Here is a 21,190-nt window from a genome sequence, read left to right as displayed (position 1 = left end):
TGATAGCCTTCCCGCCTTTTTGTGGCTGCGGGAACTGCAGCCGTTTGTCCCGATCCGACGAGGCGTGCGTGTCTACCACTACTTCCCCCTCCGCCCGCAAGGGTGTCGACTGGGCCGGCCTGGGCTGGCTGCTGCTGTTCTTCTGGTATTTCTCCGGCGTCACCCAACTGCTGATCCTGCTCAGCGGCACCACCGGCTTCGCCGGCTTCCGCGACGCCTTCTTCCTCAGCAGCCTGTGGCTCGCCCCGGTGCTGCTGCTGCCGCGCTTCACCCGCGGGATCTCCGCCATCATCGGCCTGGTGCTGTGGGGCGCCTCGCTGGTCGGCCTGAGCTATTTCGGCATCTACCACCAGGAGTTCTCGCAGAGCGTCATCTTCGTCATGTTCGAGTCGAACACGGCCGAGGCCGGCGAGTATTTCAGCCAGTACTTCAGCCTCTGGCTGTGCCTGGCGCTGGTGCTCTACACCGCGGTCGCGGTGCTGCTGTGGCGGCGCATCCGCCCGGTCAGCCTGCCGCTGTACTCCCGCGTGCCGCTGGCGGTGCTGCTGGTGGGGCTGAACCTGGTCTACCCGTTCTACAAGCAGATGATCACCCAGCAGCGCAGCTTCGACGAGGCGCTGGAGAAGGTGCAGCAGCGCATGGAGCCCGCGGTGCCCTGGCAACTGGTGGTGGGCTACCGCCAGTACCGCCAGCAGCTGGACAACATGCAGAAGCTGCTGGAACGGAACGCCGCCCTGCCGCCGCTGCAGAACCTCAAGGACAGCAGCGGCGAAGCGCCGCGCACCCTGGTGCTGGTGCTGGGCGAGTCCACCACCCGCGAGCACATGCACCTGTACGGCTACCCGCGCGAGACCACCCCGAACCTCGACGCGCTGGCCGCCGAGGGCGGCAACCTGACGGTGTTCAAGGACGTGGTCTCGCCGCGCCCCTACACCATCGAGGTGATGCAGCAGATCCTCACCTTCGGTGACGAGCAGAACCCCGACAAGTTCCTCACCGATCCGTCGCTGATCAACCTGATGAAACAGGCGGGCTACAAGACCTTCTGGATCACCAACCAGCAGACGATGACCAAGCGCAACACCATGCTCACCACCTTCTCGCAGCAGACGGATGCGCAGTTCTACCTGAACAACCAGCGCAACCAGAACGCCAGCCAGTACGACGGCGTGGTGCTCGAACCGTTCGAGAAGGCCCTCCAGGACCCGGCGCAGAAGAAGTTCATCGTCGTCCACCTGCTGGGCACGCACATGGACTACCGCTACCGCTATCCGGACGACTACGCGCGCTTCAAGGATCGCCAGGGTGCGCCCTCGGCGCTGTCGGACGACCAGGTGGAGACCTACAACTTCTACGACAACGCCGTGCTGTACAACGACTTCGTAATCTCCAGCCTGATCAGGCGCTACGCCGCGACCGATCCGAACGGCTTCCTGCTGTACCTTTCCGACCACGGCGAAGACGTCTACAGCTCGGGCAACCATGACCGCCTGGGCCGCAACGAAGGCGCCCCGACCCGGCCGATGTACACCATCCCGTTCATGGTCTGGACCTCGCCCAGCTGGCAGGCCGCGCACCCGCGCGACCTGCAGGCGGCCGCCAGCCGCCCGTACAGCAGCTCGCACCTGATCCACACCCTGTCGGACCTCGCCGGCCTGAGCTACGACCACTTCGAGCCGGTCAAGAGCCTGGTCAGCCCGCAGTTCGCCGTGGCGCCGCGCTGGATCGGCGATCCCTACAAGAAGGACGGCCTGCGCGAGTTCGACAAGCTGCCGCCGGAGCAGGAGATCGCCAAGGACGCCAGGTCGCCGGCCACCGCCCAGGCGCCGGTTGCGCAGCCCCACGAGGGCTGAGTCGATCCCGCTCACGAAAACGCCCCGCACCGCGGGGCGTTTTCATTTCCAGGTGTGCTGCCCTTTTTCGTAGGAGCGGACTCCGTCCGCGATCCGGCCCCGCAGCGGGCTCATTCGCGGACAAGGTCCGCTCCTACAGGAGCCCTCATGCGCGCGCTTGTGTAGGAGCGGATCCTATCCGCGATCCGGCCGCCAGGCCGGCCCCGGGCCATCGCGGACGGAGTCCGCTCCTACGAAAGCCTCCCCGTTCCAAAAACGAAAAAGCCCCGCATCGCGGTAATGCTGTTCACTTAAGCATTTGAGCTGTTGCCCGGGCTCCCCGAGAATCCGATGCCAGGTCTCTGGCATCGGATTTTTTATGTCTTTCCAACAGCAATTGCTCGATCTGGGCGAGTTGTTCAACTTCTCGGATCTCAGCACCTTCACCCAGAACATCCCGATCGAGTGGGTGGCGTCGGCACTGGGTCTTTCCGCGCAGGCCACCATCCGACGGCGGCGCCTGCCCAGCGATCAGGTGCTCTGGCTGGTGCTCGGCATGGCCTTGTTCCGCGACGAGCCGGTCCATGAGGTGGCGCGGCGCCTGAACATCTGCGCCCAGGGACTGGCCTCTCACGACCTGCTGGCCCGCAGCGGGGTCACCGAGGCCCGCAAACGGCTAGGGGCCGATCCGGTGGAGTGGCTGTTTCGCCAGACCGGTCACCACTGGGGGCGCGAGCGCTATGACGGTGATACCTGGCAGGGCCTGCAGGTCTTGGCCGTGGACGGTGCGCTCCTGCGCACCCCGGATACCCCCGAGCTACGGGAGCATTTCGGCTCCGGTAATACCGCCACCGACCGCCAGACGCCGTTTCCCATGCTGCGCCTCGTAGCCCTGATGAACGTGCGCTCGCACCTGATTCTGGATGCCCAACTGAGCCCCTACCGGCGCAGTGAAATGCGCCTGGCTGATGCGTTTGTGCAGCAGATTCCCAGCCATTCGGTGACGCTGTTCGACAAGGGATTCTGGAGTGCCAACCTGTTGCTGGGCCTGGCCAGCGGCGACAACCGTCACTGGTTGATTCCGGCCCGCAAGGCGTTGGTCAGCGAGGAGATCGATCGCTACGGCAAAGGGGACCGCCTGCTGCGGATGCGGGTGTCAGCCCAGGCGAGGAAGCGCAATCCGAATCTGCCCTGCTACTGGGAGGTGCGGGAAGTCAGCTACGAGAGACAGGGCAAGGTCAAAACCGTACTGACCTCGCTGCCAGCCGATATCTACAGCGCCAAGGCCATTGCCAATCTGTATCAGGAACGCTGGGAGATCGAACTGGGCTTCCGCGATATCAAGAGCTCCCTGCAACAGAACGCAGTGACCCTGCGCAGTAAGAAAATCGAACTGATCTACCAGGAAGTCTGGGGACTGTTGCTGGCCTACAACATCATTCGCCGCGAGGCGAGCCAGGCCGCAGTGGCCTTTGGCCGTGCTCCCGGCGACATCCGCTTCAAGCCGGTGGCTCACTACATCGCCGTGCAACTGATCGTGATGGCGGCGGCCAACCCGGTTTCCGCGACAGGACGACGCTTATCGGAGTTGCGGGCGGGAATCGGCGGGTTGTTCCTGGATCACCGCCCAAGGCCTTCACGACCCCGGACGGTGAAGATGTCCAAGACCCGCTACCCGGTAGACCGCAAGGCCGCTCCGCTTAAGTGAACAGCATTACCGCATCGCGGGGCTCTTTCAGGGGGCACGCCTTACAGGTAGAAGGACTTCAGCGGCGGGAAGCCGTTGAACTCCACCGCGCTGTAGCTGGTGGTGTAGGCGCCGGTGGACAGCCAGTACAGGCGGTCGCCGGCGGCCAGGTTCAGCGGCAGGCCGTACTTGTAGTTCTCGTACATGATGTCGGCGCTGTCGCAGGTCGGGCCGGCGATCACCACTTCCTCCAGCTCGCCCTTCTTCTCCACCCAGATCGGGAACTTGATGGACTCGTCCATGGTTTCGATCAGGCCGGAGAACTTGCCCACGTCGGTGTAGACCCAGCGCTCCACGGCGGTACGCGACTTGCGCGCCACCAGCACCACTTCGCTGACCAGGATGCCGGCGTTGGCGATCAGCGAACGGCCCGGCTCGAGGATGATTTCCGGCAGCTCGTCGCCGAAGTCTTCCTTGAGGAAGCGGATGATTTCCTCGGCGTAGGTTTCCAGGCTGTTGGTCTTGGCGATGTAGTTGGCCGGGAAGCCGCCGCCCATGTTGATCATCTGGAGGACGATGCCGTCTTCTTCCTTCAGGCGCTCGAAGATCACCTTCACCTTGGCGATGGCGGCGTCCCAGACGTCGATGTCGCGCTGCTGGCTGCCCACGTGGAAGGACACGCCGTAGGGCACCAGGCCCAGTTGCTTGGCGAGGATCAGCAGGTCCAGGGCCATGTCCGGGTTGCAGCCGAACTTGCGCGACAGCGGCCAGTCGGCGGAGGCGGAGCCTTCGGTGAGGATGCGCACGTAGACCTTCGAGCCCGGCGCGGCCTTGGCGATGTTGCGCAGGTCGGCTTCGGAGTCGGTGGCGAACAGGCGCACGCCCTTCTCGTAGAAGTAGCGGATGTCACGGGCTTTCTTGATGGTGTTGCCGTAGCTGATGCGCTCCGCGCCCACACCGGTCTTCATCACCTTGTCCAGCTCGTAGATCGAGGCGATGTCGAAGTTCGAACCCTTGTCGCGCAGCAGCTCGGTGATCTCGGTCGCCGGGTTGGCCTTGACCGCGTAGTAGACCTTGGCGAAGGGGAAGCAGTCGGTCAGCTGGTCGTAAGCGTTGGCGATGGTCTGCTTGTCGATGACGACGAAGGGGGTTTCCTGCTTGTCGGCGAAGGCCTTCATGCGCTGGAAGGTTTCCGGGGCGAAGTAATCCTCGACCTTGATGGACATGGTTGGGACTCCAAATGGCAAAACACGCAATTGAAAAGAGGGACGGCTCTTGTCTTTCGAGCCACGAACGCCTGATCAGTTTCCCCACTTTGGTTCGCCTACTTCCCAAGGCATGTCGCCGAGTATTACCGGTTCCGAGTTCTCCAGGGCTCCCTGCCCCTGTCGGGGCGGCGGAGTCGCCGGGCCGGCAACCTCTCGTCGTCAGTACTTGAGCCGGATGGATCGTTTCCAGCATGAGCGTTCGGGCGCGAACTTTAGGACCAGCGGCAGCACAGATCAATCGAAAACTGCCGCTTTTTCATAACCCTTTGTCGCGATCCGGGCTTTTGTTTCAAATCCTCAACAAAACGCCATGGAATGCTGCACAGACGCGGGTTTCAGAGGAATGACAAGGGTAGTCCGGCGGGTCCGTTCGCGCCCCGGGATCGACCGCCGGAGCCCCCGCCCCGGGGAGGTCACTCCCGCCACCGGAAACCGGCATCGGCCATCGGGTGCCCGGTGGCGCTGATCGGCCGGTCATTTCCCGTTATAATCCCGCGCTTTTGGGCCGATCCGGGCCCATCATCGATTCCAGCCAGGCACGCATCCATGACCCTCCAGGCCGCCGAAGTCGCCAAACGCCGCACGTTCGCGATCATCTCCCACCCCGACGCCGGTAAGACCACCATTACCGAAAAGCTCCTGCTGATGGGCAAGGCGATCGCCGTCGCCGGTACCGTGAAGTCGCGCAAGTCCGACCGCCACGCCACCTCCGACTGGATGGAGATGGAAAAGCAGCGCGGCATCTCCATCACCACCTCGGTGATGCAGTTCCCCTACCGCGAGCACATGATCAACCTGCTCGACACCCCCGGCCACGAAGACTTCTCCGAAGACACCTACCGCACCCTGACCGCGGTGGACTCGGCGCTGATGGTCCTCGACGGCGGTAAAGGCGTGGAACCGCGCACCATCGCCCTGATGGAAGTCTGCCGCCTGCGCGACACGCCCATCGTCAGCTTCATCAACAAGCTCGACCGCGACATCCGCGACCCCATCGAACTGCTCGACGAGATCGAGGCGGTGCTGAAGATCAAGGCCGCGCCGATCACCTGGCCGATCGGCTGCTACAGGGACTTCAAGGGCGTCTACCACCTCGCCGAGGACAAGATCGTCGTCTACGTGCCGGGCCACGGCCACGAGCGCATCGAGACCAAAGTCATCGACAAGCTCGACTCGGACGAAGCCCGCGCGCACCTGGGCGACCTCTACGAGAACTTCCTCGAAGAACTGGAACTGGTGCAGGGCGCCTGCCACGAGTTCGACAAGGAAGCCTTCCTCAAGGGCGAGATGACCCCGGTGTTCTTCGGTACCGCGCTGGGCAACTTCGGCGTCGACCAGGTGCTGGACTGCATCGTCGACTGGGCCCCGCAACCGCTGGAACGCGGCGCCCACGAGCGCGTCGTGGCGCCGACCGAGGAGAAGTTCTCCGGCTTCGTGTTCAAGATCCAGGCGAACATGGACCCCAAGCACCGCGACCGCATCGCCTTCATGCGCATCTGCTCGGGCAAGTACGAGAAAGGCATGAAGATGCGCCACGTGCGCCTGGGCAAGGACGTGAAGATCGCCGACGCCCTGACCTTCTTCTCCAGCGAGCGTGAGCAGCTGGAAGAGGCCTTTGCCGGCGACATCATCGGCCTGCACAACCACGGCACCATCCAGATCGGCGACACCTTCACCGAAGGCGAGGCGCTGGGCTTCACCGGCATCCCGCACTTCGCCCCGGAACTGTTCCGCCGCGTGCGCCTGAAGGACCCGCTGAAGTCCAAGCAGCTGCGCCAGGGCCTGCAGGAACTGGCCGAGGAAGGCGCGACGCAGGTGTTCTTCCCCGAGCGCAACAACGACATCATCCTCGGCGCCGTCGGCGTGCTGCAGTTCGACGTGGTCGCCAGCCGCCTGAAGGAGGAATACAAGGTCGAGTGCGCCTACGAGGCGATCAACGTCTGGTCGGCGCGCTGGATCGAGTGCAAGGACGAGAAGAAGCTCAAGGAGTTCAAGGACAAGGCCATGGAGAACCTCTCCGTGGACGGCGGCGGCCACCTCACCTACCTGGCCCCGACCCGCGTCAACCTGAGCCTGATGGAAGAGCGCTGGCCGGACATCACCTTCCGCGCCACCCGCGAACACCACTGAGTTCGCCCTCGATGAAACGCCCGCCTCGCGCGGGCGTTTTCGTTTGCGCCGGATGGCTTTTCGTAGGAGCGGACCTTGTCCACGATGGACCCGCGCGGAAATTGTTCGCGGACAAGGTCCGCCCCTACGAAGAGCAGCACCTCACGGATCGAGCGCGCCGGAGCTCCAGGTGCTGGACGGTGCGCTGCCGGTGAGCTTGGCGGCGATGGCGCCGCGGGGGATCAGGCGGTCGCGGTAGCGGGTGGCGAGGATGCCGTCTTGCGGGGCGCGCAGGATGTGTTCGCTGCTGGCGTCGCCGGGGCGGGCGATGATCCGGGCGAAGCGTTCGCCGGCGGCGATGTGCTCGCCCAGCTCGCGCTCGAACACCAGCACGCCGGCGGCCGGGGCGAACAGGGTTTCCATGAAGCCCATCGGCGTGGCGATGCCCTCCCATTCCGGCAGCGGCCCGGCATCGCTCACCACGCCGCGCGCGCCGAGGAAGCGGTAGAGGCCGTCGGCATCCTGCCGCGCCAATGCATCGCTGACATCGCCCTGCCCGCGCAGCTCGACGGTCGCGACGAGTCGCCCGTCGAAGCGCTGCCCGGCCAGCCAGGGCGCGATCACCGCCTCCTCGAAAGCCCCATCGCTGTCGCCCTCCCAGATGATCGCCAGTTCCGCACGCAGCGCCGCCGCGAGGTCGCGGCCGGCGGGCCAGAAGCATTCGTGCAGGTAGATGTACGGCAGCGCCTCGTCGTCGGTGTGCAGATCGAGCACGATGTCCGCCGGCGCCGCCAGTTCGACCAGGCGTTTCTGCCACAGCGTGAGGTTGTCCAGGGTGCCGCTGGCCGCCGCCGAAGCGGGGAAGCCCCGGTTGAAATTGCGCGCCGTCGCATCGTGGTGACGACCGAGGATGCGCCCCTGGCGGAACTGCCCGATGCCGAGCGGATTGGCCTGCGGCACCACGGTCACGCTGCCGTTCAGCGTCCCGCGCTCGGCGGCCTCGCGCAGGCGCGGCAGCAGTGCGTGGAGCACCAGCATCCCGGCGATCTCATCGGCATGCACGCCGGCCTGCAGGTGCACCTTCGGCCCCGGCCTGCCGCCGTCGACGCGCCAGGCGTGCACGCGTAGCTCGCTGCCGGAATCCCCGGGTACGCCGAAGGAAACGTCCTCGATCATCTGCCATCTCCTCTATCCGAATAGCTCATGGAAATCTTCGCCAGCGCCTCCTAGTATCGGAGCCATTCGCCTGCCCAGAAGGACGCCGCCCCTTGGATATCCCCCGCCGAAAAGCCCAGCGCGCCACCTCGGAGGAGCGCCGCGACCACCTGGTGCGCGCCTGCCTCAGGTGCCTGGTCGCCGATGGCCACGCGGGCATCTCGGTGCGCCGCATCGCCCGGGAAGCCGGCGTCGCCGTGGGCCTGGTGAACCACCACTTCGGCAGCATCGACGCGCTGGTCGCCCAGGCCTACGAAACCCTCGCCGGCGAGGTCACCGAGGCGCTCTACCAGCAGGTCGACGCCGCCGGCGGCGACCCCGCCGCGCGCATGGAAGCCTTCCTCACCGGCTCCTTCTCGCCCCAGGTGCTGGACCCGGACCTGCTCAGCCCCTGGGTGGTGTTCTGGAGCCTGATCCGCCACTCGCCGCCGGTGAACAAGGCGCACGAGCGCGGCTATCACAGTTACCTCGCCATCCTGCAAACGCTCATCAGCGACCTCGCCAGCGCCGAGGGCTTCAGCGTGGCGCGCCCGCGGCTGGCCGCCATCGGCCTCTCCGCCATGCTCGACGGGCTGTGGCTGGAATGGTGCCTGAACCCCTCGACCTTCAGCGCCGACGACGGCCTGGAGCTCAGCCGCCGCTGGGTGGAAGGGCTGCGTCGCGGCGCCTACGCCTGACGTTCGGCAACGATCTGCTGCGCGTCGGCTGGAGGGCGTTGGACGCTGCTCTCAGATGCTTATTTACCCTCCGCTCTTCGAGCAGCGTCCGCCTACTCCAGCTCTAGCTCGCAAGATCGTAATGCGAGCCATGAAGTCTCAAACTGCCGTTCTCGCACGACGCTTGCCCAGCCAGGAGCGCTGCGCCGGTTTCTGCGCCTCGCGGCGAACCGGCGTGGTGCGTTCCAGCACGGCGAACAGCGCCTCGATGATGAAGGTCAGGCAGATGTAGATCGCCGCCACCAGCAGCAGCGGCTCGTACACCTGGAAGGTCTGCGCGCGCACCACGTTGGCGGCGCCGAGCAGGTCGACCACGGCGATGGTTGAAGCCAGCGCGGTGGACTTGAGCAGCATCACGCTCTCCCCCGCCAGGGTCGGCAGCAGCAGGCGGATCGCCCGCGGCAGCCACACGCGGTAGAGCACCAGCTGGCGGTTCATGCCGAACGCCGAAGCCGCCTCCAGCTCGCCACGCGGCACCGCCTTGAGGCCGCCGCGCACCACCTCGCCGACATAGGCGCCGACCGAGAGGATCAGCGCGATGACGATGTACCAGAAGCCATCGCGCAGGTACGGCCAGAGGAAGCTGCCGCGGATCAGCGGGAACTGCGCGAACAGGCTGCCCAGGCCGTAGTAGAAGATGTAGATCTGCACCAGCAGCGGCGTGCCGCGGATCACGCTGGTGTACGCCAGCGCCAGGCGCGAGACCAGGAAGTTGCGCGACATCCGCGCCAGCGCCACGCCCAGCGCCAGCACGAAGCCGAGCGTGGCGGAGATCAGCAGCATCACCAGGGTGGTGCCCAGGCCCTTCAGCAGCAGGGCACCGTAGACGAATAGCCAGTGTTCGTTCATCGCCGCGCCTCGCTCAGACCGCCGGAATCCAGCGGCGGAAGCGCCGCTCCAGGTAACCCGCGAACAGGTTGGAAAGCACGGTGAGCACGTAGTACAGCGCCGCCGCGGTGAGGTAGAAGGTCAGGTAGTGACGGGTCGAGCCGGCGGCCTGCTTGGCGGTGTAGAGCAGCTCGTTGGTGCCCACCACGCTGATCAGCGCGCTGTCCTTGATCAGGTTGACCCACAGGTTGGCCATGCCGGCCAGCGCGTTGGGCGCCATGATCGGCAGGGTCACCCGGCGGAACAGGCCGAAGCCGTGCATGCCGTAGGCCCGCGCCGCCTCGATCTGCCCGTAGGGGATCGCCTGGATCGCCCCGCGGAAGATTTCCGAGGCATAGGCGCCCTGCACCAGGCCGAGCACGACGATGGCCACCATCATGCCGTTGAGCTTCACCTCGGCGTAGCCGAGCCAGGCGAAGAACTGGTTCAGGCCCATGGAGCCGACGTAGAACAGCAGCAGGATCAGCAGCAGCTCCGGCACCGCCCGGCACAGCGTGGTGTAGCCGCGCGCGAGCAGCGCCAGCGGCCGGGGTCCGCCGATCTTGGCGCTGGCCGCGGCCAGGCCGATCAGCAGGCCGACCAGGAAGGCGCCGACGGAAATCTGCAGGGTGACCAGCAGCCCCTTGAGCAACGCCGGGCCCCAGCCCGTGGCGCCGAAGCCGATCAGGTCGAAGATGCTTTGCATGGCACTGAACCTCGCTCTCAGGCCCGCGCCCCGAGCGGGCGCGGGCGTGCACCGGAGTTACTGCTTGGGCGCGACGCTCATGCCGAAGTACTTGTCCGACAGCGCCTTGTAGTCGTCGCTGGCCAGCAGCTTGCCGATGGCCTCGTCCATCTTCGCCTTCAGCGCGGCGTCGTCCTTGCGCATGCCGGCGCCGACGCCACGGCCGAAGACCGGGTCGTACTTCACCTCGCCCTTGTTGACGATGCCGGCGGCCTGGGCGTCCGGCGACTTGATGAAGGAGGCCACGGCGATGCCGTCGGCCATCATCAGGTCGATGCGCCCGGCCACCAGGTCGGCGTTCACCGAGTCCTGGGTGTCGTAGTAGCGCACGTCGGCGACCTTCTCGTAGTACTTCTTCAGGTAGTTGGAGCTGACGGTGGAGAGCTGCACGCCGATGGTCTTGCCCTTCAGGCCCTCCGGGCTGATCTGCAGGTCCACGGCCTGGGGCGCGGCCACCGCCACCGGGGTGTCGTAGTAGGGGCGGCTGAAGGCGATCTGCTTCTCGCGCTCATCGGTGATCGACATGGAGTTGAAGATCACGTCGATCTTCTTCGCCAGCAGCGCCGGGATGATGCCGTCCCAGGCCACCTCGTCGATCTCGCACTGCGCCTTCATTTCCGCGCAGAGCTTGTGGATCAGGTCCGGTTCGAAGCCGGTCCAGCTGCCGTCGGGCTGCTTCTGCGAGAACGGTGGATAGGGTTCGGCGGCCAGGGCGAAGCGGATCGTCTCGGCCTGCGCGCTCACCGCGCCGGCCATCAGCATCGCCGCACCCACCACCCAGTTGCACAGACCTTTCTTGTTCATCGTGATCCCCTGCGTTGTTTTCGATTGTTATGGGTCACGCTCATCGATGCGCCGACTGCGCGGCATCGGTCAGCGATTCTGGTGCGCATTGACGAACTGCCGGCAGCGCTCGCTGCGCGGCCGCGAAAAGACCTCTTCGGCGGTGCCTTCCTCCTCGATCAGCCCCTTGTGGAGGAACGCCACGTGGCTGGACACATCGCGGGCGAAGGCCATCTCGTGGGTGACCAGGATCATGGTCCGCCCCTCCTCCGCCAGCGAGCGGATCACCCGCAGCACTTCGCCCACCAGCTCCGGGTCCAGCGCCGAGGTCGGCTCGTCGAACAGCATCACCTTCGGCCGCACGGCGAGCGCGCGGGCGATGGCCACGCGCTGCTGCTGGCCGCCGGAGAGGAAGGCCGGGTATTCGTGGCGCTTCTCCGCCAGCCCGACCCGCTCCAGCAGCGCCTCGGCGCGTTCGCGAGCCTCGGCCTTGCCCTCGTGGAGGACGAAGGTCGGCGCCTCGATCAGGTTTTCCAGCACGGTGCGGTGCGGCCACAGGTTGAAGCTCTGGAACACCATGCCCAGCTGCGAGCGGATGCGGGTCAGCTGCTTCTGGTCGGCCACCATCGGCTCGCCGTGGCGGTTCCGGGTCAGGCCGATGGTCTCGCCGCTGACGGTCACCGAGCCCTGGTTGGGAATCTCCAGCATGTTGATGCAGCGCAGCAGGGTGCTCTTGCCCGAGCCGCTGGCGCCGATCAGCGAGATCACCTCGCCCTCGCGGGCCGACAGCGAAACGCCCTTGAGCACCTCGAACTCGCCGAAGCGCTTGTGGATATCGCGCACTTCGATCACCGGCCTGGTTTGCGGCTGCGGCTGCGGCCGCTCTTGTAGGAGCGAGCTTGCTCGCGAACGCTCTTGATGGCTCCGGTGCGGGGGAGGGTTCGCGAGCAAGCTCGCTCCTACGGGTTTGGCATTCGCCGGCAGGGATTCGACGAAGCGGATGATCCGCGCGCAGGCCTCGGCCATGCTCTCGTCGCTCAGCCCGAAGGACAGCCGCACGAAACCGTCCGCCTGCGGGCCGAAGGCCGCCGCGTCGAGCACCGAGACGCCGGTGGCGTGGAACAGCTGCCAGGAAAAATCCAGGGAGCTCAGCCCGGTGTCGCGCACGTCGACCAGCACGAACATGCCGGCCTCGGGCTTCAGTACGTTCACCCGGGGGCAATCGCTCAACGCGGCGACCACCAGGTCGCGGCGGCGGCGATACACCTCGCGCATCGACGACACCACCTCGTCGTGCCGCTCCACCGCCACCCGCGCGGCTTCCTGGACGAAGCCCGGCAGGCCGTAGAGCATGTTCAGCGCGAGGTTCTCCAGGTGCCCGACCAGCGTCGGGTTGGCGATGATCCAGCCGGCGCGCCAGCCGGTCATCGCGTGGGATTTCGACAGGCTGCCGATGCTCAGGGTGCGCTCGGCCATGCCCGGCAGCGCGGCGAAGCCCTGGTGCTCGCGCTCGAAGGTCAGCCCCTCGTAGACCTCGTCGACCACCACCCACAGGTCATGGGCGCGGGCCAGCTCGGCGATGGCCAGCAGCTCCTCGCGGTTGAGCACGACGCCCGTGGGGTTGTTCGGGTTGGCGAAGAAGATCGCCCGGGTGCGCGGGGTGATGGCGGCGGCCAGGTCGCCGGCCTCGGGGCGGAAGCCGTTGCCTGCGCGGGTCGGCACCGGCACCAGGGTCGCGCCGGTGGCCTTCAGGGTGGCTTCGTAGGTGACGTAGACCGGATCGAAGACGATCACCTCGTCGCCCGGCTCCAGCAGGCACATGGCGGCGGCGAACAGGCCGTTCTGCGCCCCGGCGACGACGATCACGTTCTCCGCCGCCACCGGCTGTCCGCAGCGCCGTTCGTGCAGCGCGGCGATCGCCTGGCGCAGCTCCGGGCGCCCGGCCACGTCGCTGTAATGGGTATCGCCGGCGCGCAGCGAGGCGACGGCGGCTTCGGTGATGAAATCCGGGGTGGCGAAGTCCGGATCGCCGACGCTCAGGACGATCACGTCGCGGCCTTCGCGCTGGGCGGCGATGGCCGCGTAGTGAATGTCCCAGGCGGCAACACCGGGTCCGACCATCCTGTCCACAAGCGACGAATAACGCATGCAAGAAGGGCCTCATCCGAATGACGGAATGCCCGGCGGGTATTGGAATTCTTGTCCGCCGGAACCTGGAGCCACCATAGCCAAGGATGAACGAGTGTTCAACAGCGATTGCCGACACCCGTGCGTCGTTTTCAGAACACCCCGACGTCCGGTCCCTCCCTCCCCGACCTGCGAAACAGACCCGTCATAAACCGGCTATAACAGTTTCAACACAGCCACTTAACGGGTTCTTAACGAATGTTCCGATAGCTTCCTCACACTCAAAACAGCGTGGCCGACGCCCTCAGGACTCATCACATGGACACGAACTTCCTCCCCTTCTCCCGCCCCAGCATCGGCGACGAGGAGGTCCGGGCAGTCAACGAGGTGCTGCGCTCCGGCTGGATCACCACCGGCCCGAGGAACCAGGAACTGGAACAGCGCTTCGCCCAGGCCATCGGCTGCAGGCACGCCGTGGCGCTGGCCTCGGCCACCGGCGGCATGCACCTGGCGCTGCTGGCGCTGGGCATCGGCCCGGGCGACGAGGTGATCACCCCGTCGCAGACCTGGGTCTCCACCGCCAACATGATCTGCCTGCTCGGCGCCATCCCGGTGTTCGTCGACGTCGACCGCGACACCCTGATGACCGACGCCGCGCGCATCGAGGCGGCGATCACCCCGCGCACCCGCGCCATCATCCCGGTGCACTACGCCGGCGCCGCCGCCGACATGGACCCGATCAACGCGCTGGCGCAGCGCCACGGCATCGCCGTGATCGAGGACGCCGCCCACGCCGCCGGCACCCGCTACCGCGGCCGCCCCGTCGGCCAGACCGGCACGGCGATCTTCTCCTTCCACGCGATCAAGAACATGACCTGCGCCGAAGGCGGCATGTTCGTCACCGACGACGACGCCCTCGCCGATCGCGTGCGCATGCTCAAGTTCCACGGCCTGGGCGTGGACGCCTACGACCGCCTGACCCACGGCCGCAAGCCGCAGGCCCAGGTGATCGAGCCCGGCTTCAAGTACAACCTCACCGACATCAACGCGGCCATCGCCCTGGTCCAGCTCGACCGCCTGGAAGCGATCAACGCGCGCCGCGCCGAACTGGCGGCGGCCTACCGCGAGCGCCTGGCCGGCCTGCCGGTGCAGCCGCTGGCGCTGCCGGACTACCCGCAGCACCACGCCTGGCACCTGTTCATCCTGCGCATCGACGCCGAGCGCTGCGGCATCGACCGCGACGGCTTCATGCAGGCCCTGCAGCAGCGCGGCATCGGCAGCGGCATCCACTTCATCGGCAGCCACCTGCACAGCTACTACCGCCAGCGCTTCCCCGACGTCAGCCTGCCCGACACCGAGTGGAACTCGGCGCGCCTGTGCTCCATCCCGCTGTTCCCCGACATGACCACCGGCGACCTCGACCGCGTGGTGGAAGCCATCGAAACCATCACCCGGTGACGCCATCGTGAAACCCTATCCGATCAACCGCGTGTCCATCGTCATCCCGGTGTACAACGAAGAGGCCAGCCTGCCCGAGCTGCTGCGCCGCACCACCGCCGCCTGCGACAGCCTGGGCCGCGAGTACGAGATCATCCTGATCGACGACGGCAGCCGCGACGGCTCCGCCGACCTGCTCCTGGAAGCCGCCGAAGCCCCCGGCAGCCACGTCGTCGCGGTGATCCTCAACCGCAACTACGGCCAGCACGCGGCGATCATGGCCGGCTTCGAGGAATGCCGGGGCGACCTGGTGATCACCCTCGACGCCGACCTGCAGAACCCGCCGGAGGAAATCCCGCGCCTGGTCGCCGAGGCCGCGCAGGGCTACGACGTGGTCGGCAGCGTGCGCCAGCAGCGCCAGGACTCGGCCCTGCGCCGCTGGCCGTCGAAGCTGATCAACCTCGCCGTGCAGCGCTCCACCGGCGTCGCCATGAGCGACTACGGCTGCATGCTGCGCGCCTACCGCGCGAGCATCGTCAAGGCGATGCTGGCCTGCCGCGAGCGCAGCACCTTCATCCCGATCCTGGCCAACAGCTTCGCCCGCCACACCAGCGAAATCCTCGTGGCCCACGCCGAGCGGGAACACGGCGAGTCGAAGTACGACTTCATGCGCCTGATCAACCTGATGTTCGACCTGGTCACCTGCATGACCACCACCCCGCTGCGCCTGCTCTCGCTGGTCGGCGGCGCGATGGCGGTGGCCGGCTTCTGCTTCGCCCTGCTGCTGCTCGCCCTGCGCGTGATCTTCGGCGCCGCCTGGGCCGGCCACGGCGTCTTCGTGCTGTTCGCCGTGCTGTTCACCTTCACCGGCGTGCAACTGGTCGGCATGGGCCTGCTCGGCGAGTACCTGGGGCGCATGTACAACGACGTGCGCGCCCGCCCGCGCTTCTTCATCGAACGCATCGTCCGCCCACGGGTCGCGCTCGAAAACCGCACAACCACCCCGTCTTCCTCTCTCGAGTCTCTCCAGCCATGACCCAGCAGACCATCGTCTTCGCCTACCACGACATCGGCTGCGCCGGCATCGAAGCCCTGCTCGCCGCCGGCTACCGGATCGACGCCGTGTTCACCCACGCCGACGATCCGCAGGAAAACCGCTTCTATGGCTCCGTCGCCCAGCTCTGCGCGCGCCACGGCATCCCGGTGCACGCCCCGGAAGACGTCAATCACCCGCTGTGGGTCGCGCGCATCCGCGAACTGCAGCCGCGCTTCATCTTCTCCTTCTATTACCGCCACCTGCTCGGCGAGGAGCTGCTGGCCTGCGCCGCCGACGGCGCCTTCAACCTCCACGGCTCGCTGCTGCCGCGCTACCGTGGCCGCGCCCCGGCCAACTGGGTGCTGGTCAACGGCGAGAGCGAGACCGGCGTCACCCTGCACCGCATGGTCAAGCGCCCCGACGCCGGCGCCATCCTCGCCCAGCAACGCGTGGCAATTGCCGAGGACGACACCGCGCTGATCCTCCACGGCAAGCTGCGCGAAGCCTCCCGCGAGCTGCTCCGCGACGCGCTGCCGAAGCTGGCCCGCGGCGAGCTGGTCGAAACCGCGCAGGACGAATCCCGCGCCAGCTACTTCGGCCGCCGCACCCCCGCCGACGGCGCCATCGACTGGCAGCGCCCGGCGCGCGAGCTGCACAACCTGGTCCGCGCGGTGACCCAGCCCTACCCCGGCGCCTTCGCGCCCGTGGGCGACCGCAAGCTGATCGTCTGGAGCGCCCGCGTGGTCAACGGCAACGACGGCCAGGCGCCCGGCTCGGTGCTCGCCGTCGACCCGCTGCGCATCGCCTGCGGCGAAGACTCCCTGGAAATCCTCTCCGGCCAGCAGGGCGACGCCGGCCTGTTCCTCGCCGGCCCGCAGCTGGCCCGCGAGATGGGCCTGGTCGAAGGCTCGCGCCTGCACGGCGCGGCGCGCAAGGCCAGGCGCAAGACCCGCGTGCTGATCCTCGGGGTCAACGGCTTCATCGGCAACCACCTCTCCGAACGCCTGCTGCAGGGCGGCAACTACGAGGTCTACGGCCTGGACATCGGCTCCGACGCCATCGAGCGCCTGCGCAGCAACCCGGACTTCCACTTCGTCGAAGGCGACATCAGCATCCACACCGAGTGGATCGAGTACCACATCAAGAAGTGCGACGTGGTGCTGCCGCTGGTGGCCATCGCCACGCCCATCGAATACACCCGCAACCCGCTGCGCGTGTTCGAGCTGGACTTCGAGGAAAACCTCAAGCTGGTGCGCTACTGCGTGAAGTACGACAAGCGGGTGATCTTCCCCTCCACCTCCGAGGTGTACGGCATGTGCACCGACGAGCGCTTCGACGAGGACCGCTCCAACCTGATCGTCGGCCCGATCAACAAGCAGCGCTGGATCTACTCGGTGTCCAAGCAGCTGCTCGACCGGGTCATCTGGGCCTACGGCCAGAAGGGCCTGAAGTTCACCCTGTTCCGTCCGTTCAACTGGATGGGCCCGCGCCTGGACCGCCTGGACTCCGCGCGCATCGGCAGCTCGCGCGCCATCACCCAGCTGATCCTGCACCTGGTCGAAGGCACGCCGATCCGCCTGGTGGACGGCGGCGCGCAGAAGCGCTGCTTCACCGACGTCGCCGACGGCATCGAGGCGCTGGCGCGGATCATCGACAACGAGGGCGGCCGCTGCGACGGACAGATCGTCAACATCGGCAACCCGGACAACGAGGCCAGCATCCGCCAGCTCGGCGAGGAGCTGCTGCGGCAGTTCGAGGCCCATCCGCTGCGCGACCAGTTCCCGCCCTTCGCCGGCTTCCGCGAAGTCGAAAGCCGCAGCTTCTACGGCGACGGCTACCAGGACGTGTCGCACCGCAAGCCGAGCATCGAGAACGCCCGCCGCCTGCTGGACTGGCAGCCCAGCGTGGAACTGGCCGAGACCATCGGCAAGACGCTGGACTTCTTCCTGCGCGAAGCGATCGCCGAACGCGCGGGCGGCGCGGCGCACGCCGTACCGCTGAAAAGCAAAAGCATCGCCTGATGCGCGCAGGACTGCGTATCGACGTCGACACCTACCGCGGCACCCGTGACGGGGTGCCGCGGCTGCTGGACCTGCTCGACGAAGCCGGCATCAAGGCGACCTTCTTCTTCAGCGTCGGCCCGGACAACATGGGCCGTCACCTGTGGCGCCTGGTGCGCCCGCAGTTCCTCTGGAAGATGCTGCGCTCCAACGCCGCCGGACTGTACGGCTGGGACATCCTCCTGGCCGGCACCGCCTGGCCGGGCAAGCCCATCGGCCGCGACCTCGGCCACCTGATGCGGCGCGCCAGCGACGCCGGCCACGAGATCGGCCTGCACGCCTGGGACCACCACGGCTGGCAGGCCAACGCCGGGCGCTGGAGTCCGCAGCAGCTGGCGGAGCAGGTTCGCCAGGGCGTCGACAGCCTCGCCGACATCCTCGGCCGGCCGGTGGAGTGTTCCGCCGCCGCCGGCTGGCGGGCCGACGAGCGCGTGGTCGAGGCCAAGGAGCGCTTCGGCCTGCGCTACAACAGCGACTGCCGCGGCACGACGCTGTTCCGCCCGCGCCTCGCCGACGGCCGCGCCGGCACCCCGCAGATTCCGGTGGACCTGCCGACCTTCGACGAAGTGGTCGGTCCGCAGGTGTCCGCCAGCGACTTCAACGACTTCATCCTCCGGCGCTTCCGCAACGACGGGCTGAACGTCTACACCATCCATGCCGAAGTGGAAGGCATTCTCATGGCAGAGACTTTCCGTCAGTTGCTCGCTCGCGCCCGGCTGGCCGGCATCCAGTTCCAGCCCCTGGGCCGGCTACTGCCGGACGACCCCGCCAGCCTCCCCGTCGCCCGCCTGGTGCGCGGCGAGCTGGCCGGCCGCGAAGGCTGGCTGGGGGTTCAACAGGCATGAAGCGCCTCGCCTATCCGACGCTGCTGGCCGCGTTCGCCCTCTGCCTCCTGCTGCCGCTGGGCTTCCACGGCCTGTGGATTCCCGATGAAACCCGCAACGCGCAGATCGCCCAGGCCATGCTGCACAGCGGCGACTGGCTGTCGCCGCACCTCTTGGGCCTGCGCTATTTCGAGAAGCCCTCCGCCGGCTACTGGCTGATCGCCGCGAGCCAGGCGGTGTTCGGCGAGAACCTGTTCGGCGTGCGCTTCGCCTCGGCGCTGGTCACCGCCTTGAGCACCCTGCTGGTGCTGCTGGTGGCCCACCAGCTGTGGAAGGACCCGCGCCGCACCTGGGCCGCGGGCCTGCTGTTCGCCAGCTTCGGGCTGATCGCCGGACAGGCCGGCTACGCCAACCTCGACCCGCAGTTCAGCCTCTGGGTGAACCTCAGCCTCGCCGCCCTCTGGTTCGCCTTCGACGCCGACACCCCGCGGGCGCGCTTCGCCGCCTGGAGCCTGGTCGGCGCGGCCTGCGCCATGGGCTTCATGACCAAGGGCTTCCTCGCCTTCCTGCTGCCGGTGCTCGTCGGCGTGCCCTATGCGCTGCTGCACCGGCGCTTCGCCGAACTGCTGCGCTACGGCCCGCTGGCGGTGCTGGTGGCGGCCCTGGTGAGCCTGCCCTGGGCGCTGCTGATGCATGCCCGCGAGCCGGACTTCTGGAACTTCTTCTTCTGGCACGAGCACATCCGCCGCTTCGCCGGCGGCGACGCCCAGCACAGCCGGCCGTTCTGGTTCTTCGTGCCGCTGCTGTTCGCCGGCGCCCTGCCCTGGGCCGTGCTGGTGGTCCCCGCGCTGCGCAAGGGCTTCAGCCGCCTGCGCGACCCGCGGCTGGGCTACCTGCTGCTGTGGCTGGTCATGCCGTTCCTGTTCTTCAGCCTGGCCAAGGGCAAGCTGCCCACCTACATCATGCCGTGCTTCGCGCCGCTGGCCCTGCTGATGGCCGACAGCCTGGCGCACGCCCTGCAACAGGATCGCCTGCGCGCGCTGCGCCTCAACGGCGCGCTCAACCTGCTGCTCGGCGTGGTCGTGCTGATCGCGCTGCTGGTCCTGCAGCTGCGCCATCCGCTGTTCAAGGACGAAACGCCCAGCGTCGTGATGGTGGCCATCGTCTGCATCGCCTGGGCGCTCTGCGGCGCGCTGCAGCTGATGCGCCCGGCGCAGCTCTGGGCCGCGCCGGCGTTCGCCCTGTGGATACTGGTGGCGCTGACGCCCACGGCCATCCCCAACAGCCTGGTCAACAGCAAGATGCCCGACCAGTTCGTCCTCGAACACCTGGACGAACTGCGCGGCGCCGACACCCTGCTGAGCAACGACCTGGGCGCCGCCACCGCGCTGGCCTGGCGCACCGGGCGCACCGACGTCAGCCTGCTCAACACCGTCGGCGAGCTGAAGTACGGCCTCGGCTACCCCGAGGGCGCCGGACGCGGCGTCACCCTGGAGGAAGCCCCGGCGTGGATCGCCCGGGCCCGCGCCGCCGGCTCCGTCGGCGTGGTCCTGCGGGTCAACGGCGCCAGCGACGAGCACGACCTCGCGCTGATGCCCAAGGACGCCGTCAGCTACCGGCAGAACCACCTCGTGGTGCTGCTGATCCCGATGGCCGCGCCATGATCGCCCTGCTACTGGCCGGCGTGTGCCTGCTGACCTGCCTGGGGCAGATCGCGCAGAAGCTCGCGGTGGAGAGCTGGCGCGGCCGCGAGCTCGACTGGCCGGCCCGGCTGTTCACGCCCTGGCTGCTGCTGGCCGTCGCCAGCCTGGGCGGCGGCCTGCTGCTCTGGCTGCTGCTGCTGCAACGCCTGGACGTGGGGCTGGCCTACCCGATGCTCAGCCTGAACTTCGTGCTGGTGACCCTCGCCGCGCGCGCGCTGTTCCGCGAGCACATCGACGCGCGCCACTGGTGCGGCGTCGCACTGATCGTCGCCGGCGTGGCCCTGCTGGGGCTGCAGTCATGAGCGCCTGGCGCGGCGTCGGCCTCGCCCTGGGCAGCGTGCTGCTGGTCAGCGGCGCGCAACTGGGCATGCGCTGGAGCATGACCCGCCTGCCGCCGCCGGCGCAGTGGCTCGACGCCCTCGCCAGCCTCGACCCGGCCGCCCTGGCGGTGCTCGCCGGCGCGGTGCTGGCCTACGCGCTGTCGATGCTCTGCTGGCTGATCGCCCTCAACCACCTGCCGCTGAGCCGCGCCTATTCGCTGCTCAGCCTCAGCTACGCCCTGGTCTACCTCGGCGCCGCCTGGCTGCCGGGCCTGGGCGAGCCGCTGAGCCTGTCGCGCACGCTGGGCGTCGGCCTGGTGATCGCCGGCGTCATCGCGATCAACGCGCCGCGCCGCCGCAACGGCACAACCGTCATGAAATCCGGCGACCCTCGCCGCCACAAAATCACACAGTTCGAATGACCCCATACTGGTCATGAGCCCTCAGCGGGAGAGCACAGC

17 protein-coding genes are annotated in these 21,190 nt (G+C 67.5%); 11 read left to right on the top strand and 6 right to left on the bottom strand.

What is annotated here, in order from left to right:
- The first annotated feature begins 68 nt into the window (after positions 1–68).
- Both AC3B6A_RS04890 and AC3B6A_RS04885 read left to right on the top strand, forming a co-directional pair.
- A complete protein-coding gene (locus AC3B6A_RS04890) occupies positions 69–1,853 on the top strand; it encodes a phosphoethanolamine transferase CptA (protein WP_488401177.1) in 1,785 nt (594 codons plus the stop codon).
- Positions 1,854–2,211: 358 nt separating this feature from the next.
- Positions 2,212–3,540, top strand: coding sequence for an IS4 family transposase (locus AC3B6A_RS04885; protein WP_488398960.1), 1,329 nt, complete (start codon positions 2,212–2,214; stop codon positions 3,538–3,540).
- Positions 3,541–3,581: 41 nt separating this feature from the next.
- Here AC3B6A_RS04885 and AC3B6A_RS04880 read toward each other — a convergent pair whose 3' ends face one another.
- Complete coding sequence (locus AC3B6A_RS04880; protein WP_488401176.1) at positions 3,582–4,745, bottom strand: type III PLP-dependent enzyme; 1,164 nt, start codon at positions 4,743–4,745, stop codon at positions 3,582–3,584.
- Between the two features lie 588 nt (positions 4,746–5,333).
- Here AC3B6A_RS04880 and AC3B6A_RS04875 point away from each other — a divergent pair.
- Positions 5,334–6,917: a peptide chain release factor 3 gene (locus AC3B6A_RS04875; protein ID WP_488401175.1), complete on the top strand. Its 1,584-nt coding sequence runs from the start codon at positions 5,334–5,336 to the stop codon at positions 6,915–6,917.
- Between the two features lie 141 nt (positions 6,918–7,058).
- Here the strand turns inward: AC3B6A_RS04875 and AC3B6A_RS04870 are convergent, their stop codons facing one another.
- Positions 7,059–8,072, bottom strand: a complete 1,014-nt coding sequence (locus tag AC3B6A_RS04870) for a M14 family metallopeptidase (RefSeq protein WP_488401174.1) — start codon at positions 8,070–8,072, stop codon at positions 7,059–7,061.
- A gap of 92 nt (positions 8,073–8,164) precedes the next feature.
- On the opposite strand from AC3B6A_RS04870, the gene AC3B6A_RS04865 reads away from it, so the two are divergent.
- Positions 8,165–8,788, top strand: coding sequence for a TetR/AcrR family transcriptional regulator (locus AC3B6A_RS04865; RefSeq protein ID WP_488401173.1), 624 nt, complete (start codon positions 8,165–8,167; stop codon positions 8,786–8,788).
- A gap of 138 nt (positions 8,789–8,926) precedes the next feature.
- On the opposite strand, the gene AC3B6A_RS04860 is transcribed toward AC3B6A_RS04865, so the two are convergent.
- The 4 genes from AC3B6A_RS04860 to AC3B6A_RS04845 all read right to left on the bottom strand — a co-directional run bounded on the left by AC3B6A_RS04860 (position 8,927) and on the right by AC3B6A_RS04845 (position 13,370).
- Positions 8,927–9,676 carry an ABC transporter permease gene (locus AC3B6A_RS04860; RefSeq protein WP_488401172.1) on the bottom strand — a complete coding sequence of 250 codons (750 nt, stop codon included), beginning with the start codon at positions 9,674–9,676 and terminating at the stop codon, positions 8,927–8,929.
- 13 nt (positions 9,677–9,689) lie between these two features.
- Positions 9,690–10,400, bottom strand: a complete 711-nt coding sequence (locus tag AC3B6A_RS04855) for an ABC transporter permease (protein WP_488401171.1) — start codon at positions 10,398–10,400, stop codon at positions 9,690–9,692.
- 57 nt (positions 10,401–10,457) lie between these two features.
- Complete coding sequence (locus tag AC3B6A_RS04850; RefSeq protein ID WP_488401170.1) at positions 10,458–11,243, bottom strand: transporter substrate-binding domain-containing protein; 786 nt, start codon at positions 11,241–11,243, stop codon at positions 10,458–10,460.
- Positions 11,244–11,312: 69 nt separating this feature from the next.
- Entirely contained in the window at positions 11,313–13,370 is a 2,058-nt protein-coding gene (locus AC3B6A_RS04845; RefSeq protein ID WP_488401169.1) for an aminotransferase class I/II-fold pyridoxal phosphate-dependent enzyme, read from the bottom strand.
- Between the two features lie 297 nt (positions 13,371–13,667).
- Between AC3B6A_RS04845 and arnB the strand changes: the two genes are divergently transcribed.
- From arnB to arnF, 7 genes are read left to right on the top strand one after another with little or no spacing between them, the layout of a single operon-like run.
- Positions 13,668–14,807 carry a UDP-4-amino-4-deoxy-L-arabinose aminotransferase gene (arnB, locus tag AC3B6A_RS04840; protein WP_488401168.1) on the top strand — a complete coding sequence of 380 codons (1,140 nt, stop codon included), beginning with the start codon at positions 13,668–13,670 and terminating at the stop codon, positions 14,805–14,807.
- A 7-nt stretch (positions 14,808–14,814) separates the two neighbouring features.
- On the top strand, positions 14,815–15,822 hold the full coding sequence (arnC, locus tag AC3B6A_RS04835; protein WP_488401167.1) for an undecaprenyl-phosphate 4-deoxy-4-formamido-L-arabinose transferase: 1,008 nt from the start codon (positions 14,815–14,817) through the stop codon (positions 15,820–15,822).
- Positions 15,819–17,843, top strand: a complete 2,025-nt coding sequence (arnA, locus tag AC3B6A_RS04830; RefSeq protein WP_488401166.1) for a bifunctional UDP-4-amino-4-deoxy-L-arabinose formyltransferase/UDP-glucuronic acid oxidase ArnA — start codon at positions 15,819–15,821, stop codon at positions 17,841–17,843. The genes arnC and arnA overlap by 4 nt, the downstream gene beginning before the upstream one ends.
- Positions 17,840–18,727, top strand: a complete 888-nt coding sequence (gene arnD, locus AC3B6A_RS04825) for a 4-deoxy-4-formamido-L-arabinose-phosphoundecaprenol deformylase (RefSeq protein ID WP_488403514.1) — start codon at positions 17,840–17,842, stop codon at positions 18,725–18,727. Before arnA ends, arnD begins: the two co-directional genes overlap by 4 nt.
- Positions 18,724–20,370, top strand: a complete 1,647-nt coding sequence (gene arnT / locus AC3B6A_RS04820) for a lipid IV(A) 4-amino-4-deoxy-L-arabinosyltransferase (RefSeq protein WP_488401165.1) — start codon at positions 18,724–18,726, stop codon at positions 20,368–20,370. Before arnD ends, arnT begins: the two co-directional genes overlap by 4 nt.
- Positions 20,367–20,711, top strand: coding sequence for a 4-amino-4-deoxy-L-arabinose-phosphoundecaprenol flippase subunit ArnE (arnE, locus tag AC3B6A_RS04815; RefSeq protein WP_488401164.1), 345 nt, complete (start codon positions 20,367–20,369; stop codon positions 20,709–20,711). The genes arnT and arnE overlap by 4 nt, the downstream gene beginning before the upstream one ends.
- Entirely contained in the window at positions 20,708–21,151 is a 444-nt protein-coding gene (gene arnF, locus AC3B6A_RS04810; protein WP_488401163.1) for a 4-amino-4-deoxy-L-arabinose-phosphoundecaprenol flippase subunit ArnF, read from the top strand. The genes arnE and arnF overlap by 4 nt, the downstream gene beginning before the upstream one ends.
- The last annotated feature ends 39 nt before the right edge of the window (positions 21,152–21,190 follow it).

Source organism: Pseudomonas sp. B12(2026), assembly GCF_057767015.1.
Note: the sequence above shows the minus strand (reverse complement) of the source record. Positions and strands in the feature narration are given on the sequence as shown.

Bases quoted from the DNA above. Each gene is read 5' to 3' on its own strand.
- arnB (WP_488401168.1), top strand. From the start codon at position 13,668: ATGGACACGAACTTCCTCCCCTTCTCCCGCCCCAGCATCGGCGACGAG.
- AC3B6A_RS04875 (WP_488401175.1), top strand. From the start codon at position 5,334: ATGACCCTCCAGGCCGCCGAAGTCGCCAAACGCCGCACGTTCGCGATC.
- AC3B6A_RS04880 (WP_488401176.1), bottom strand. From the start codon at position 4,745: ATGTCCATCAAGGTCGAGGATTACTTCGCCCCGGAAACCTTCCAGCGC.
- arnA (WP_488401166.1), top strand. From the start codon at position 15,819: ATGACCCAGCAGACCATCGTCTTCGCCTACCACGACATCGGCTGCGCC.
- arnE (WP_488401164.1), top strand. From the start codon at position 20,367: ATGATCGCCCTGCTACTGGCCGGCGTGTGCCTGCTGACCTGCCTGGGG.
- AC3B6A_RS04860 (WP_488401172.1), bottom strand. From the start codon at position 9,676: ATGAACGAACACTGGCTATTCGTCTACGGTGCCCTGCTGCTGAAGGGC.
- arnF (WP_488401163.1), top strand. From the start codon at position 20,708: ATGAGCGCCTGGCGCGGCGTCGGCCTCGCCCTGGGCAGCGTGCTGCTG.
- AC3B6A_RS04885 (WP_488398960.1), top strand. From the start codon at position 2,212: ATGTCTTTCCAACAGCAATTGCTCGATCTGGGCGAGTTGTTCAACTTC.
- arnT (WP_488401165.1), top strand. From the start codon at position 18,724: ATGAAGCGCCTCGCCTATCCGACGCTGCTGGCCGCGTTCGCCCTCTGC.
- AC3B6A_RS04855 (WP_488401171.1), bottom strand. From the start codon at position 10,400: ATGCAAAGCATCTTCGACCTGATCGGCTTCGGCGCCACGGGCTGGGGC.
- AC3B6A_RS04850 (WP_488401170.1), bottom strand. From the start codon at position 11,243: ATGAACAAGAAAGGTCTGTGCAACTGGGTGGTGGGTGCGGCGATGCTG.
- AC3B6A_RS04870 (WP_488401174.1), bottom strand. From the start codon at position 8,072: ATGATCGAGGACGTTTCCTTCGGCGTACCCGGGGATTCCGGCAGCGAG.
- AC3B6A_RS04845 (WP_488401169.1), bottom strand. From the start codon at position 13,370: ATGCGTTATTCGTCGCTTGTGGACAGGATGGTCGGACCCGGTGTTGCC.